The organism is Mycolicibacterium iranicum (assembly GCF_002101705.1).
In the GTDB taxonomy this organism is placed as follows: domain Bacteria; phylum Actinomycetota; class Actinomycetes; order Mycobacteriales; family Mycobacteriaceae; genus Mycobacterium; species Mycobacterium iranicum.
In genome coordinates, this window is record NZ_LQPC01000009.1 from 15,208 (window position 1) to 29,297 (window position 14,090).

The window sequence follows — 14,090 nt, forward strand, 5'->3', positions numbered from 1 at the left end:
AAGAGACTGTTCTACAGAATCAGCCTAGCCGTCGCGGACGGTCCGCATGGCGAGTCACCCCTGCGCGTTACCCCGTCGAAATCGCACATCTGCCTAAAGCACAGGCCTCTGCCAGCAACGACGTGGATGTCCTCACTCCGTGGGGTCGGGCAGCACGCGCAGATGTCCGCGGCGGCGACCGTTCGTCTCCGGCCTGCGGGTCGGCGGAGCCATCAGCGCACCACCGTGGGCCCCGCTGACGGGATCGGTGAATCCCGTCGTAAATCCTGCGGTCACACCCGGGGGGACGGCGCCCTCACGACCTTCTCGGACTGCATCGGCAAGCGCCACCAAATCGTCGTCATCGGGATGCGAAGGCAGCGGCCCGGCATGGCGAACGAGCTCCCAACCGCGGGGAGCGGTGATGCGGCCGGCGTGCATGACACACAGATCCCACGAATGCGGCTCGGACACGGTGGCCAGCGGGCCGACGACTGCCGTCGAGTCTGAGTAGACGAAGGTGAGCGTCGCGACCGCATAGTGCGGGCACCCAGGCCGGCAGCAGCGACGGGGAACATTCACAGCGGAAGGCTATCGTGCGCAAACCCCCGCGAGGGCGCGGACACGCGCAGCCGCAAGCGGCCCGAAGCCCAACCGTTACGATCTTTTTCGTGACGAGGCGCCAGCATCGCGGCTCGCGGCGCGGCCGGGAGATGCGCGGCCCGTTGCTTCCGCCCACTGTCCCGGGTTGGCGCAGCCGCGCCGAACGCTTCGACATGGCGGTGCTGGAGGCCTACGAGCCCATCGAGCGGCGCTGGCATGAGAGGGTGTCGACCCTGGATGTGGCGGTGGATGAGATCCCGCGGATCTCACCGAAGGATCCCGAGAGCGTGCAGTGGCCGCCTGAAGTGGTGGCGGACGGTCCGATCGCGTTGGCCCGTCTGATCCCTGCGGGGGTGGACGTCCGCGGCAATTCCACCCGTGCGCGAATTGTGTTGTTCCGCAAGCCGATCGAGCGTCGGGCGAAAGACACCGAAGAGCTGACCGACCTGCTGCACGAAGTATTGGTGGCTCAGGTAGCCACGTATCTGGGCGTTGAACCCTCCGTCATCGACCCGACCCTGGACGACGACTAGGGCTCGTTCGGTTCGGACTAGATGATGCCGCGCTTGAGGCGCCGGCGCTCACGCTCCGACAGGCCGCCCCAGATGCCGAAGCGCTCATCGTTGGCGAGTGCATATTCAAGGCACATGTCCTTGACTTCACACCCCTGGCAGATCCGCTTCGCCTCGCGGGTCGAGCCGCCCTTCTCGGGGAAGAACGCCTCGGGATCGGTCTGAGCGCACAGCGCGCGCTCCTGCCACTGATCCTCGTCGGCGACGTCAGAACCGTCGCTGAACGGATCTCCATAATCTGGGCGTTCGGGCACCAAACTCAGTTGGGGACGCCCGTTCGCGCCACTCGGTGCCGGTCCGGTCTGGATGTGCGGCGCACTTCCTACCGAGCCAAGGAGCCTGCTGTCGAACCGTACTGAATCGCCGAAATCGGCCTGTTCAAATGCCATTTCCCCTCCTCCATGGGTCTCGTAGTTTCGTATATGCCAGCCCCACTGTCGAACGTGCGGCCATCCCAATTCGAACAAGTGATCGAATCTTGGTCTGCGACACCGAAACCGGCCGGAGAACCGCGAAATGACACTGCTGTGATTACACACGCGTTAGCTGCCACGGTCAAGCGCTAGAACAGGAATTCATACCATTCCGTGACTTGATTTCGGCGCGTCGCGCTGTGGCGTGTCTGTCACGCTCCCCTCCGACGTCGGCTTCGGCCGCGCCAACGCCTAGTCTCGGTCGTTGTGAAGGTCACGGTTCTCGTCGGCGGCGTCGGTGGTGCACGCTTCCTACTCGGTGTCCAACATCTGTTGAGCTTGGGGCAGTTCAAAACTCACGATACCAATGAGCATGAAGTGACTGCTGTGGTCAATGTGGGCGATGACGCATGGATGTTCGGGGTGCGCATCTGCCCCGATCTCGACACGTGCATGTACACCCTCGGCGGCGGAATCGACCCCGAGCGGGGCTGGGGCCATCGCAACGAAACCTGGAATGCCAAAGAGGAACTCGCGGCCTATGGCGTCCAGCCGGACTGGTTCGGCCTCGGCGACCGCGACCTCGCCACCCATCTGGTGCGCAGCCAGATGCTGCGGGCGGGCTATCCGCTTTCGGAGGTGACCCAGGCCCTGTGCGCGAGGTGGTCCCCCGGAGCGCGGCTGCTACCCGCCACCGACGACCGTTGCGAAACCCATGTAGTCGTCACCGATCCCGGCCCGGGTGAGTCGGCCGGCGAGAAGCGCGCCATCCACTTCCAGGAGTGGTGGGTCCGACACCGCGCGCACGTCCCCACCCACAGCTTCGCGTTCGTCGGCGCCGACAAGGCCACTGCCGCACCCGGTGTCACCGACGCGATCGAGAACGCCGACGTCGTGCTGATCGCGCCGTCCAATCCGGTCGTCAGTGTCGGTGCGATCCTCAACGTCGGAGGCATCCGCGGGGCCTTACGATCGACCACCGCGCCGGTGATCGGGTACTCCCCGATCATCGCCGGAAAGCCGTTGCGCGGCATGGCCGACGCCTGCCTGAGCGTCATCGGCCTCCCGAGCACCTCCGAGGCCGTCGGCAATTACTACGGTGCCCGGTCGGGAACCGGCATCCTCGATGGCTGGCTGGTGCACGAAGGGGATGCCGCCGACGTCGACGGCGTCACGGTGCGGGCGGTGCCGCTGCTGATGACCGAACCGGCCGCGACCGCCGAGATGGTGCGCGCCGGAATGGAACTGGCCGGGGTGTCGCCATGAGTGACCACGGAACGTCGGCGCGCGTCGAGCTGCTGCCTGTCCCCGGTTTGCCGGAGTTCCGTCCCGGCGACGACCTTGCCGCCGCCATCGCAGACGCCGCCCCGTGGCTGCAGGACAACGACGTCCTCGTCGTGACGAGCAAGGTGCTGTCCAAGACCGAAGGCCGAATGGTCCCCGCACCGGCGGATCCCGAGGAGCGGGACGCGCTGCGGCGCAGACTGATCGACGGCGAGGCAGTGCGCGTGCTGGCGCGTAAGGGCCGCACGCTGATCACCGAGAACGCGTTGGGACTGGTGCAGGCCGCCGCCGGCGTGGACGGCTCCAACGTCGAGTCCCACGAATTGGCGCTGCTGCCCGTGGATCCCGACGGTAGTGCAGCGCGTCTCGTCGAGGCGCTCCGGGAGCGTCTCGGCGTGACGGTCGGCGTCGTCGTCACCGACACGATGGGACGCGCCTGGCGCACGGGTCAGACCGACGTCGCGATCGGCGCCGCAGGGCTCGAGGTGCTGCATGCCTACGCGGGCGAACACGATCAGCACGGCAACGAGCTGATCGTCACCGAGATCGCTGTCGCCGACGAGATCGCCGCCGCTGCCGATCTGGTGAAAGGCAAGCTGACCGCAGTGCCCGTCGCGGTGGTGCGCGGGCTGAAGCTCCGCGCCGACGGCTCGTCGGCACGAAATCTGGTGCGGGCCGGCGAGGAGGATCTGTTCTGGCTCGGCACCGACGAGGCCATCACTCTCGGCCGTTCGCAAGCGCAGCTGCTGCGACGGTCGGTGCGAACGTTCAGTGCAGAACCTGTGGACGGCGCCCTGATCGAGGCCGCGGTCGGTGAGGCGCTGACGGCACCGGCGCCGCACCACACCCGGCCGGTGCGGTTCGTGTGGATACAAGATGCGGCGCTGCGGGTGCGGTTGCTCGACGCGATGAAGGACCGCTGGCGCGCGGACCTCGGCGGGGATGGCCGCGACACCGACTCGGTGGAGCGTCGGGTCAGCCGCGGCCAGATCCTCTATGACGCTTCGGAACTGGTGATCCCGTTCATGGTCCCCGACGGCGCTCACACGTACCCAGACGAGCGGCGCACTGCGGCCGAGCACACAATGTTCACAGTCGCCGTCGGCGCCGCGGTGCAGGGCTTGCTGGTGGCGCTCGCCGTCCGCGGTGTGGGCAGCTGCTGGATAGGTTCGACCATCTTCGCGCCCGACCTGGTGCGCGCACAGCTCGATCTGCCGCGGGACTGGGAGCCGTTGGGGGCGATCGCCATCGGCCATCCCGACGAACCGCTGGCGCCCAGAAGCCCCGTCCCCACAGATGGCCTGCTGGTTCGAAAGTGAGCCTGCACCAATCAGCGGTGGAGGTGCTCACCGAGTGGAATGCGCCTGAGCCCGAGCAGGATTCGCTGCGGCAGGCCTACCTGGCTTTCCTCGCCGCGCGCGAGGATGCCTGTCTGCGGGCATGCGTCCCGGGCCACCTCACGGGCTCGGCGTTGGTGCTTGATCACACCGGCACACAGGCGCTGCTGACACTGCATCCGCGATTCGGGCGCTGGCTGCAACTCGGCGGTCACTGCGAGCCCGAGGACGACACGATCATCGCGGCGGCCTTGCGAGAGGCGACCGAGGAGTCAGGCATCGAAGGCTTGACCATCGCACCGGAACCCGCTGCGCTGCATGTGCATCCGGTGACCTGCTCGCTGGGTGTGCCCACGCGCCATCTCGACGTGCAGTTCGTGGTGCGCGCTCCGGAGGGCGCGCAGATCGTCCGCAGCGACGAGTCTCTGGAACTGCGATGGTGGCCGTTGGACCGTCTGCCCGACGCTCTCGATTTCGGGCTCTCGCAACTGGCCGCCGCAGCCCGCCGCCTCGCGAAACCGCCATCTACTGCCGCGGAATAGCATTCCTGGCTGTTGAATCCGAGTTATCCACAGCCCTGAGTTCTCACTCGCGGTGGGCGCGGCTTCGCGGTGCATGCTCATCGATATGGGGAAGGTAATCGTCGGGTCGGAGGCAATACGGGCAGGGACCGTGACCAGAGGCCAACTGCGATGGAACTACCGCTCGATATTTCCCGACGTGTATGTCCGCAAAGACCTCGAAGTCACTGTCGCCGAACGCAGCAGAGGTGCCTATCTCTGGTCTAGGCGCCGAGGGGTGATCACCGGTCGCGCTGCGGCTGCGCTCCACGGTGCCCGATGGATAGCTGACACCGTGCCCGTCGAAGTCATTTGGGCGAACAATCACTCGCCGACAGGCATCGTCAGCCGCCGGGAACCTATCGCGCCTGGTGAAATCACCTGGCACCGAGGCATACCTATCGCGAAGCCTGAGCGCGCTGCTCTAGACATCGGGCGTCATCTGGCGCGCGACGAAGCAGTTGCTCACCTCGACGCCCTTGCGCGCGCCACCGGTATCGCGGCACCCGACATTCTCGAGCTCACCTATCGATACAAGGGCAGCCGCGGCGTGCGGAAGTGTCGAGAAGCAGTCGCGCTCATGGACGCAGGCGCCGAGTCCCCTCAGGAAAGCAGGCTGCGACTGACCCTGATCGACTTGGGCTTTCCCCGCCCGTTCACTCAGATACCCATGGTCGACGCCAGCGGCTACGTCTTCGCCAGGCTCGACATGGGCTGGCCCGATCTCAAAATCGCCGTGGAGTACGACGGCGAGCACCATCGCACCGACGACGCGCAATACCGTAGGGATGGCCGGCGTCTTCGCAGAATCAACGCCATGGGCTGGATCGTTATTCGGGTAATGAAGGGTGATCGCCGGCACGAGATAAAAGCGTGGGTACAGGAAGCCATCGCGCAACGCGAGCGAGAAGCCATGGCTGTGAAAATGTCGGCCTGAGCAGCCAGGAATGCTATTCCGCGGCCCGGCGAGGGTTCGCGGCCAAAGCTAGAGGTCGGTCGAGAAGCGGATGCCGCCGTCGGGGATCGTGATGCCCGGCCACACGCGCGCGCCGCGCAGCAGCTCGCAGCGTGCGCCGATGTCGGCGCCGTCGCCGATCACGCCGTCGCGGATCAATGCCCGCGGGCCGATGTGCGCACCGAAGCCGATGATCGAGCGCTCGATCACCGCTCCCGCACCGATTTTCACGCCGTCGAAGATCACCGCGCCGTCGAGACGGGCACCACCGGCGACCTCGGCGCCGCGACCGACCACCGTGCCCCCGATCAGCAGGGCGCCCGGAGCCACGGAAGCCCCGTCGTGCACCAGCTTTTCGCCGCGCTGATGCGTCAGCGCCGGCGACGGCGCGATGCCGCGCACCAGGTCCGCGGACCCGCGCACGAAGTCCTCGGGGGTTCCCATGTCGCGCCAGTAGGTGGCGTCGACGTAGCCGCACACGCGTTTGCCCTCGGTGAGCAGCCCGGGGAAGATCTCGCGTTCCACCGACAGTGCGCGGTCCTTCGGAATCTCGTCGATCACCGCACGTTTGAACACGTAGCAGCCGGCGTTGATCTGGTCGGTAGGCGGGTCCTGCGTCTTCTCCAGGAAGGCCGTCACCACTCCATCGGAATCCGTTGGCACACAGCCGAATGCGCGAGGATCTCCGACTCGTACCAGGTGCAGCGTGACGTCGGCATCGCTTGCGCTGTGCGATTCGAGCAGCGCGCCCAGATCGCATCCCGACAGCACGTCGCCGTTAAAAACCACTGCGGTGTCGTAGCGCAATTTCGATGCGACGTTGGCGATTCCACCGCCGGTGCCCAACGGCTCGTCCTCGACCACGTAGTCGATCTGCAGACCGAGTTTGGAGCCGTCACCGAACTCCTGCTCGAACACCGCCGCCTTGTAGGAGGTACCCATGACGACGTGCTCGATGCCGGCGTTGGCGATGCGCGACAGCAGGTGGGTCAGAAACGGCAGTCCGGCCGTGGGGAGCATCGGTTTGGGCGCGGACAAAGTCAGGGGGCGTAGGCGAGTGCCCATCCCACCGACAAGAACGACAGCATCGACTTCGGCTGGATTGACCATTAGCCCCGCCCTTTCGCCCGCTTCCTACGTGCATTCCGGACGACGAGATTGGCCCGTGCCCCCAGTGCTCCCCGGAACGCCAAGCGTAGCGGCGCCTGCCACCACTTCGGGTACCGATCGGCCAGAAAAGTGTACGTGCTGACGTGATGGGCAGCGAGGTTGCGGGCCGGATCGCGACCTGTGGCATGCCCCTTCGCGTGCAACACTTCCGCCGAAGGGACGTAGACGTTCTGCCAACCGGCTTTGCCCAGCCGGTCTCCCAGGTCGACGTCTTCCATATACATGAAGTAGCGCTCGTCGAATCCCCCGATGTCGGCGTATGCGGAACCGCGTAGCAACAGGCAGGATCCGGACAGCCAGCCGACGGCGCGTTCGCTGGGATCGGTGCGCTCCTGGCGGTAGGCCGCCGTCCACGGGTTCGACTTCCACACCGGTCCGACGACGGCGTGCATGCCGCCGCGAACGATCGACGGAAGGTGCCGCGCCGACGGATAGATCGAGCCGTCGGGGTCGCGGATCAACGGGCCCAGCGAGCCTGCGCGCGGCCATCGCGCCGCGGCCTCCAGGAGGAGATCGATGCTGCGGGGGCCCCATTGGACGTCGGGGTTGGCGACGATGAAGAACTCCTGGGAGCCCAACCCGTATTCGGAGACGGCGCGGTTGACGGCGGTGCCGTATCCGAGGTTGCCGCCGGTGCGGAAGAGCGTGGCGTTCGGGTAACGCTCGGCGGCTGCTTCGGGTGCGCCGTCGGTGGAACCGTTGTCGGCCATGATGACGGTTACCGGACGGTCGGTCGCGTGCGCCAGTGTGGCGAGGAACCGATCCAGGTGGGGCCCCGGCGAGTACGTCACCGTCACGACAAACAGTTCGTCGCTCACGTAGGCATCACCGTCACGGCGTAGAGAGTAACTACCCGCGTGCTGTGGCGAGCGCCTCAGCCAAGGCTTCGCGCCATGGGCGTAAAGGTGTGAGGCCCGCGGCCGCCGATTTGACCGATGACAGCACGGAGTAGGACGGCCTCGGTGCGGGCCGGGGATGCTTGTCGCTGCTGATGGGACGTACCCGGTCAGGGTCTTCGCCGAGCTCGGCGAAGATTGCCTGGGCCTGCTCGAAGCGGCTCGCGCCCCCTTCGTTGGCGGCGTGCAGCACCGGTCCGCGGACCGACCCGTCGGCGATCTGCAGCAGCGCCCCGCACAGGTCACGAACATAGGTCGGGGTGCCGATCTGGTCGGCGACCACCTCGACGGTGCCGCTCGCCGCTGCGGCGCGCCGCATCACCGCAGCGAAGTCGGAGCCGTCGGCGCCCTCATAGATCCATGCGGTGCGCACGACGTACGCGTCGGGCATCGCGGCCAGCACCGCCAGTTCGCCGGCGAGCTTGGTCCGCCCGTACACCGACAGCGGCGCGGTGGGATCGTCGATTTCATACGGGTGTGGCTCGCCGTCGAAGACGCCGTTGAAGACGTAGTCGGTGGAGATGTGGATCAGCGATGCACCGGCCTGGACGCAGGCCTGCGCGACGTTCTCGGCGCCGGTGACGTTGACGGCGTGGGCGCGTTCGGGCTCGTCCTCGGCGGCGTCGACCTTCGTGAAGGCAGCGCAGTTGACGACGACGTCGCCTTCGGAAAGCTCAGGCCCGGCCGAACGATCGGTGATGTCCCATTCCGACGATGTGAGCGCCAGCACGTCTCGTCCGGCGCCACGCGCCTGACCTGCCAACACGCGCCCGACCAGCCCGCCGGCGCCGGTAATCACGATTCGGCCGCTCACATCACGAGTTTGGCACGCCGGTTCGCGCTCCCCGGAATGCGGGCTGCTCGCAAGTAGCCTGGGCAAATGCCTGCTGCTCACGTGATCCGCGCTGTCTCCATGGCGTTGGCAGTGGCCGTCGTCATCGGCACGGGTGTCGCCTGGGGCAAGATCCGCTCGTTCGAGGCCGGCATCAACCACATCAACCCGATCGCTCTCGGTGGCGGCGGCGAGGACGGCGCGATCGACATCCTGCTGGTCGGCGCCGACAGTCGCACCGACGCGCACGGTAACCCGCTGACCGATGAGGAGCGCGCGATGCTGCGCGCCGGCGACGAGGTGTCCACCAACACCGACACGATCATCTTGATCCGCATCCCGAACAACGGGAGGTCGGCGACCGCGATCTCGATCCCCCGCGACTCCTACGTCGAGGCGCCCGGCATCGGAAAGATGAAGATCAACGGCGTGTACGGCTCGGTGCATCTCGAGGAGATGAAGGAGCTCGTCGAACAGCAGGGTGTCGACCCGGCGGAGGCGGAACCGGAGGCGCAGGCCGCCGGACGCGAAGAGCTCATCAAGACGGTCGCCAACCTGACCGGTGTCACCGTCGACCATTACGCCGAGATCGGGCTGCTCGGGTTCGCGTTGATCACCGACGCCCTGGGCGGCGTCAACGTCTGCCTCAATAATCCTGTCTACGAACCACTTTCGGGCGCCGATTTCCCGGCCGGCTGGCAGAAGCTGAACGGCGCGCAGGCGTTGAGCTTCGTGCGTCAACGACATGACCTGCCGCGCGGCGACCTCGATCGCGTGACCCGCCAGCAGGCGGTGATGGCATCGATGGCGCACGAGGTGATCTCCAGCGAGACGCTGTCGAGCCCCACCACGCTGGGCAATCTCGAAGCGGCAGTGCAGCGTTCGGTGGTGCTCTCCGAAGGCTGGGACATCATGGATTTCGTCGAGCAGCTGCAGAAGCTGGCGGCGGGCAACGTGGCCTTCGCGACCATCCCGATCCTGGAGGAGGCGGGCTGGAGCGACGACGGCATGCAGAGCGTGGTGCGCGTCAACCCGACCGAGGTCAAGGATTGGGTCACCAGCCTGCTGCACGACCAGGACGAGGGCAAGACCGAGGAACTCACCTACAGCAATGACAAGACCACGGTCGAGGTCATCAACGACAGCGATGTCAACGGTCTGGCCGCTGCGGTGGCGTATGTATTGACGGGCAAGGGTTTCACGCAGGGCAACGTCGGCAACAACGAGGGCACGAAGGTGGCCAACAGCCAGGTGCAGGCCGCCAAGTCCGACGACCTCGGTGCGCAGGCGGTCGCGCTGGAGCTGGGTGGCCTGCCGGTCGTCGAGGATTCCTCGATTCCGGAGGGCTCAGTGCGCGTGGTGCTTTCGGCTGATTACACCGGACCCGGCTCCGGGCTCGACGGTACGGACGTGACGCTGATGGGTGCGGACCCTTCGGCGTCGAGCGAGGTGTCGGGGGACGGCGAGATGGTGCCTCCGCCGTCACCGATCATCACGGCCGGTTCCAATGACCCCGAGTGCGTCAACTGACGTGACGAACGTCAGCTCCGCGATCCTGGATCCGCTGATGGCCACCAATCCGGCCGGACCGCGCATCACCTACTACGACGACGCCACCGGCGAGCGCATCGAGTTGTCGACGGCGACCTTGGCGAATTGGGCGGCCAAGACCGGAAACCTGTTGCGTGACGAACTGGGTGCGACGCGCGGATCCCGCGTTGCGGTGCTGCTGCCCGCACATTGGCAGACGGCCGCGGTCTTGTTCGGTATCTGGTGGATAGGCGCCGAGGTGGTGTTCGCCGGAGAGGCCGACATCGCGCTGTGCACTGCTGACCGTCTTGACGAGGCGGACGCCGCGGTTGGCATGGGTGAGATCGCCGTGCTGTCGCTGGATCCGTTCGGCAAGCCGGTCCCCGACCTCGCGGTGGGGCTGACCGACTACGCGACGGCCGTGCGGGTGCACGGTGACCAGATCGTGCCGGAGCGTCAGCCGGGTCCCGCGTTGGAGGGCAGGTCGGCCGACGACGTCCTCGCCGCGGCGCGGGAGTCGGCGGCGGCTGCGGGCGTCACGGGCGCGGATCGCGTGATGTCGTCGGCGCCGTGGGACAGCGCCGACGATGTGATCGAGCGACTGCTCGCGCTGTATGTGGTCGGCGCGTCCCTGGTACAGGTGGCAGATCCGGACCCCGCCTTGGTCGAGCGCAGGCGCGAGAGCGAGAAACTGACGCGAACGGCACTGTGACCAGATGGTTTCCGTGGCCAAGCTCACTCAACTGCGCACTAGTGAATGGTCGGCTTTCAAATTCGGTGCTCAGAATTCACATCGGTCCCACTAGCCAAAAAACGACACAGCCTCTCCATCTTGGCGAAAATACTCACGGCCAAGGCTCCAGCAACACGTCGTTTTCTTGTTGTTGACTAAAACGTCACGTGACCTTACCGTTTAACCAATCCAGGCGGTCGTCGGCACAACGTTCGGTACAAACATTCGCCACCCGATGACGGATCTGGCAAAGCTGCGCCCTAGATCTGGGGAGAATCACGGCGCCACCCGCGAAGGGACGTCAATGGAGTCGACCTCACCGCTGTCGCGCTCGTGTGCGCGCTGGGGCTGTGGCACCTACGCAACCGTCGCCATCCGGGATGGCGCGTCAGTGATAGCGGACGGTCTTACTTCTTGTGCGGCTACTCGGTCGCCGGGAGCTCGCTGTATTGGCTGGCACATCCGCCTGTCGACGAATGGCAATGGCTGTTCGCGCTCGGCTGGGGTTTGGCGGGGATCGTGGCGTTTATGCGCGGGTTCGACGCCCTGAGCCGTGCGACAGGTGACCCTGCGCAGTCGGCGAACCATCGGGAGACGGTCCCCCGTTTAGAACAGCTCACAAGCGGCGCCGACTGACTTCGGGGCCCACCGATAGGCTCGGATTCGTGCCTGACGACGCGCGGTTGCCGCTCGACATCAACGAATTGCGTTCTGCCATTGCCGAGACCGAGTGGCGTCACGTCGACGTCGTCGGCGAAACCGGTTCGACGAATGCGGACCTCATCGCGCGGGCGGCAGGTGGCGAGGACATCGCGGGAGCGGTCCTGCTCGCCGAGTTCCAGAGCGCAGGTCGCGGCCGTCACGGCCGCAGCTGGTCAGCACCGCCGCGGTCTCAGATTGCGATGTCGGTCGGCGTCGACACCACCGGGGTCCCTGTCGCCCGGTGGGGCTGGTTACCGCTGCTGACCGGCCTGTCCGTCGCAGGGACAGTGCGGGAGCAGTTCGGCGTCGACGCGGGGGTCAAGTGGCCCAACGACGTTCTCGTCGGAACGGGAAAACTCGCGGGAATCCTTGCGGAGGTGTCCGCACCGGTCATCGTCGTCGGTCTCGGTCTCAACGTGAGCCTGTCCGCCGACGACCTTCCCGATCCGAACGCGGTGTCGCTATCGATGCTGGGCCACCACGCCGACCGGACGGTGTTGGCCGGAGTTCTCCTACGCGCATTGAGTGAGCGCCTTCAGAGATGGCGCGCCGGCGACCCCAGGCTGGCCGCGGAATACCGCAGCGTCAGCACGACCATCGGCACCCGCGTGCGTGCGCTCCTGCCCGGTGACTCCGAAATTGTCGGCGTCGCAAAGGATATCGATGATGCAGGCCGGCTGCTCATCGACGACGCCGGGACGACGGTGACGGTGTCTGCCGGCGACATCACGCACCTGCGGCCTGCCGACCGCTAACGCGCCGGCTTGTCGATGATCGTCTGGAGCAGGTCGACGATCTGTTGCTGTCCGGACGCGGTGGCGTCGAGCTTGCCCCGCATCTCCGCGAAGCCACGGTCTACCTGATCACGCAGGTCGACGAAGTCCTGCCGCATCGCGTTGAAGCTCGCCGTCGTCGCCTGTCGGAAATCGCGCAGTTCGCCCCGGATCTCGCCGACGCCGCGATCGGCGCCGCCGGCGAGGACACGGGCCGCTGCCGCATCACGCTCCGTCGCCCGCACCCGTGCAGTCAGGTCACGCACCTGATCTTCGAGGGCTTCGACCCGCGGTTCGAGGTCGTCGGACGCCATGCGCCCTACCCTATCGCGGCGATTCACTAGGCACGGGCAGTCATTCCCCGACCCGTTCGCGAGCGAGAAGTCACGGCTGTGACCATCCCCGCGATCACAGCCCGGAATGATATTTCGCGGCGGGCGAAGCTACTTCAGCAGGGCGCGGCTCATCACCACGCGCTGAATCTGATTGGTGCCCTCGTAGATCTGAGTGATCTTGGCATCGCGCATCATTCGCTCGACCGGGAAGTCGACGGTGTAGCCGGCTCCGCCGAAGAGCTGCACCGCGTCGGTGGTGACCTCCATCGCAACGTCGGAGGCCAGGCACTTCGAGGCCGCCGAGATGAAGCCGAGATTGCCCTCGCCGCGCTCGGCCCGTGCGGCGGCCGAGTACACCATGAGCCGGGCGGCTTCGACCTTCATCGCCATGTCGGCGAGCATGAACTGCACGGCCTGGAAATCAGAGATGCTCTTGCCGAATTGCTTGCGGTCTTTGGTGTATTCGATCGCCGCGTCCAGCGCGCCCTGCGCAATGCCGACAGCCTGGGCGCCGATGGTCGGCCGAGTGTGGTCGAGCGTGGCGAGCGCGGTCTTGAAGCCAGTGCCCGGCTCACCGATGATCCGGTCACCCGGGATGCGGCAGTTCTCGAAGTACAGCTCCGTGGTGGGCGAGCCCTTGATCCCAAGCTTGCGTTCCTTGGGCCCGATGGTGAAACCCTCGTCGTCGACGTGGACCATGAACGCGGAGATGCCATTGGCGCCCTTGTCGGGGTCGGTGACGGCCATGACGGTGTACCAGGCAGACTTGCCGCCGTTGGTGATCCAGCACTTGGCGCCGTTGAGAATCCAGTCGTCGCCGTCGGCCTTGGCGCGGGTCCGCATCGAGGCGGCGTCGCTGCCCGCCTCACGCTCGGAGAGCGCGTAGGAGGCCATCGCCTCGCCGGAGGCCAGCGACGGGAGCACCTTCTTCTTCAGTTCGTCCGAGCCGCGCAGGATCAGCCCCATCGTGCCGAGCTTGTTCACCGCCGGGATCAGCGACGCCGAGGCGTCAACGCGGGCGACCTCTTCGATCACGATGCACGCCGCAACCGAGTCCGCGCCCTGGCCGCCGTACTCCTCAGGCACGTGCACAGCGTTGAAGCCGTTGGAGACCAATGCGTCCAACGCCTCCTGAGGGAAGCGCGCGTTCTCGTCGACGTCCGCGGCGTGCGGCGCGATCTCCTTCTCGGCGAGCGCACGGATCGCTGCGCGCAGCTCCTGATGCTCCTCCGGCAACTGGAAGAGGTCGAACGAGGGATCTCCAGCCCAACTAGCCATCTTCATCTCCTTGCTACTCGTCGGTAACTTTAGCGCGGTCGCGGCGCTATACGAATTCGTGACCGTCTTCTCAGTCTCGGCTCAGTCACGACGACGGTTTTCTCTCAGTCTGCCTGCTTATCTTGGAAAACATGCCGA

The 14,090-nt window shown here is 66.3% G+C and carries 15 protein-coding genes; 8 read left to right on the plus strand and 7 right to left on the minus strand.

Going from position 1 to position 14,090, the window contains the following annotated elements; translation table 11 throughout:
* Window positions 1-132: 132 nt before the first annotated feature.
* The gene (locus AWC12_RS01705) at window positions 133-561 is read right to left on the minus strand and encodes a DUF3499 domain-containing protein (protein WP_024448542.1); all 429 of its coding nucleotides are present in this window, start codon (window positions 559-561) and stop codon (window positions 133-135) included.
* A gap of 131 nt (window positions 562-692) precedes the next feature.
* On the opposite strand from AWC12_RS01705, the gene AWC12_RS01710 reads away from it, so the two are divergent.
* Window positions 693-1,115 (plus strand): metallopeptidase family protein, encoded by a 423-nt coding sequence (locus AWC12_RS01710; RefSeq protein WP_024448541.1) that lies wholly within the window; start codon window positions 693-695, stop codon window positions 1,113-1,115.
* 17 nt (window positions 1,116-1,132) lie between these two features.
* Here AWC12_RS01710 and AWC12_RS01715 read toward each other — a convergent pair whose 3' ends face one another.
* Window positions 1,133-1,408 (minus strand): WhiB family transcriptional regulator, encoded by a 276-nt coding sequence (locus AWC12_RS01715; RefSeq protein WP_200865032.1) that lies wholly within the window; start codon window positions 1,406-1,408, stop codon window positions 1,133-1,135.
* A 426-nt stretch (window positions 1,409-1,834) separates the two neighbouring features.
* Here AWC12_RS01715 and cofD point away from each other — a divergent pair, with 426 nt between their 5' ends.
* The 4 genes from cofD to AWC12_RS01735 all read left to right on the plus strand — a co-directional run bounded on the left by cofD (window position 1,835) and on the right by AWC12_RS01735 (window position 5,685).
* Window positions 1,835-2,833: a 2-phospho-L-lactate transferase gene (gene cofD / locus AWC12_RS01720; protein WP_024448539.1), complete on the plus strand. Its 999-nt coding sequence runs from the start codon at window positions 1,835-1,837 to the stop codon at window positions 2,831-2,833.
* The gene (locus tag AWC12_RS01725; RefSeq protein ID WP_085171902.1) at window positions 2,830-4,170 is read left to right on the plus strand and encodes a coenzyme F420-0:L-glutamate ligase; all 1,341 of its coding nucleotides are present in this window, start codon (window positions 2,830-2,832) and stop codon (window positions 4,168-4,170) included. The genes cofD and AWC12_RS01725 overlap by 4 nt, the downstream gene beginning before the upstream one ends.
* A complete protein-coding gene (locus tag AWC12_RS01730) occupies window positions 4,167-4,730 on the plus strand; it encodes an NUDIX hydrolase (protein WP_085171904.1) in 564 nt (187 codons plus the stop codon). The genes AWC12_RS01725 and AWC12_RS01730 overlap by 4 nt, the downstream gene beginning before the upstream one ends.
* A 313-nt stretch (window positions 4,731-5,043) precedes the next feature.
* Window positions 5,044-5,685, plus strand: a complete 642-nt coding sequence (locus AWC12_RS01735; protein ID WP_327084575.1) for a putative endonuclease domain-containing protein — start codon at window positions 5,044-5,046, stop codon at window positions 5,683-5,685.
* Between the two features lie 48 nt (window positions 5,686-5,733).
* Here AWC12_RS01735 and manB read toward each other — a convergent pair whose 3' ends face one another.
* From manB to rfbD, 3 genes are read right to left on the minus strand one after another with little or no spacing between them, the layout of a single operon-like run.
* The gene (gene manB, locus AWC12_RS01740) at window positions 5,734-6,813 is read right to left on the minus strand and encodes a mannose-1-phosphate guanylyltransferase ManB (RefSeq protein ID WP_024448535.1); all 1,080 of its coding nucleotides are present in this window, start codon (window positions 6,811-6,813) and stop codon (window positions 5,734-5,736) included.
* On the minus strand, window positions 6,813-7,691 hold the full coding sequence (locus AWC12_RS01745) for a glycosyltransferase family 2 protein (protein ID WP_085171906.1): 879 nt from the start codon (window positions 7,689-7,691) through the stop codon (window positions 6,813-6,815). The genes manB and AWC12_RS01745 overlap by 1 nt, the downstream gene beginning before the upstream one ends.
* A 31-nt stretch (window positions 7,692-7,722) precedes the next feature.
* Complete coding sequence (gene rfbD, locus AWC12_RS01750; RefSeq protein WP_085171908.1) at window positions 7,723-8,583, minus strand: dTDP-4-dehydrorhamnose reductase; 861 nt, start codon at window positions 8,581-8,583, stop codon at window positions 7,723-7,725.
* Between the two features lie 66 nt (window positions 8,584-8,649).
* Here rfbD and AWC12_RS01755 point away from each other — a divergent pair, with 66 nt between their 5' ends.
* The 3 genes from AWC12_RS01755 to AWC12_RS01770 all read left to right on the plus strand — a co-directional run bounded on the left by AWC12_RS01755 (window position 8,650) and on the right by AWC12_RS01770 (window position 12,321).
* Complete coding sequence (locus AWC12_RS01755) at window positions 8,650-10,131, plus strand: LCP family protein (protein ID WP_024448533.1); 1,482 nt, start codon at window positions 8,650-8,652, stop codon at window positions 10,129-10,131.
* Window position 10,132: 1 nt separating this feature from the next.
* Window positions 10,133-10,843 (plus strand): TIGR03089 family protein, encoded by a 711-nt coding sequence (locus AWC12_RS01760; RefSeq protein WP_234813800.1) that lies wholly within the window; start codon window positions 10,133-10,135, stop codon window positions 10,841-10,843.
* Window positions 10,844-11,529: 686 nt separating this feature from the next.
* Window positions 11,530-12,321, plus strand: coding sequence for a biotin--[acetyl-CoA-carboxylase] ligase (locus AWC12_RS01770; protein WP_085171913.1), 792 nt, complete (start codon window positions 11,530-11,532; stop codon window positions 12,319-12,321).
* On the opposite strand, the gene AWC12_RS01775 is transcribed toward AWC12_RS01770, so the two are convergent.
* On the minus strand, window positions 12,318-12,653 hold the full coding sequence (locus AWC12_RS01775) for a hypothetical protein (protein ID WP_085171914.1): 336 nt from the start codon (window positions 12,651-12,653) through the stop codon (window positions 12,318-12,320). The genes AWC12_RS01770 and AWC12_RS01775 overlap by 4 nt on opposite strands.
* 129 nt (window positions 12,654-12,782) lie before the next feature.
* Window positions 12,783-13,952, minus strand: a complete 1,170-nt coding sequence (locus tag AWC12_RS01780; RefSeq protein ID WP_085171943.1) for an acyl-CoA dehydrogenase — start codon at window positions 13,950-13,952, stop codon at window positions 12,783-12,785.
* Window positions 13,953-14,090: the final 138 nt, after the last annotated feature.

Coding starts and splice junctions, on each gene's coding strand:
- AWC12_RS01710 (WP_024448541.1), top strand. CDS start 693: ATGCGCGGCCCGTTGCTTCCGCCCACTGTCCCGGGTTGGCGCAGCCGC.
- AWC12_RS01725 (WP_085171902.1), top strand. CDS start 2,830: ATGAGTGACCACGGAACGTCGGCGCGCGTCGAGCTGCTGCCTGTCCCC.
- manB (WP_024448535.1), bottom strand. CDS start 6,813: ATGGTCAATCCAGCCGAAGTCGATGCTGTCGTTCTTGTCGGTGGGATG.
- AWC12_RS01755 (WP_024448533.1), top strand. CDS start 8,650: ATGCCTGCTGCTCACGTGATCCGCGCTGTCTCCATGGCGTTGGCAGTG.
- AWC12_RS01775 (WP_085171914.1), bottom strand. CDS start 12,653: ATGGCGTCCGACGACCTCGAACCGCGGGTCGAAGCCCTCGAAGATCAG.
- AWC12_RS01780 (WP_085171943.1), bottom strand. CDS start 13,952: ATGGCTAGTTGGGCTGGAGATCCCTCGTTCGACCTCTTCCAGTTGCCG.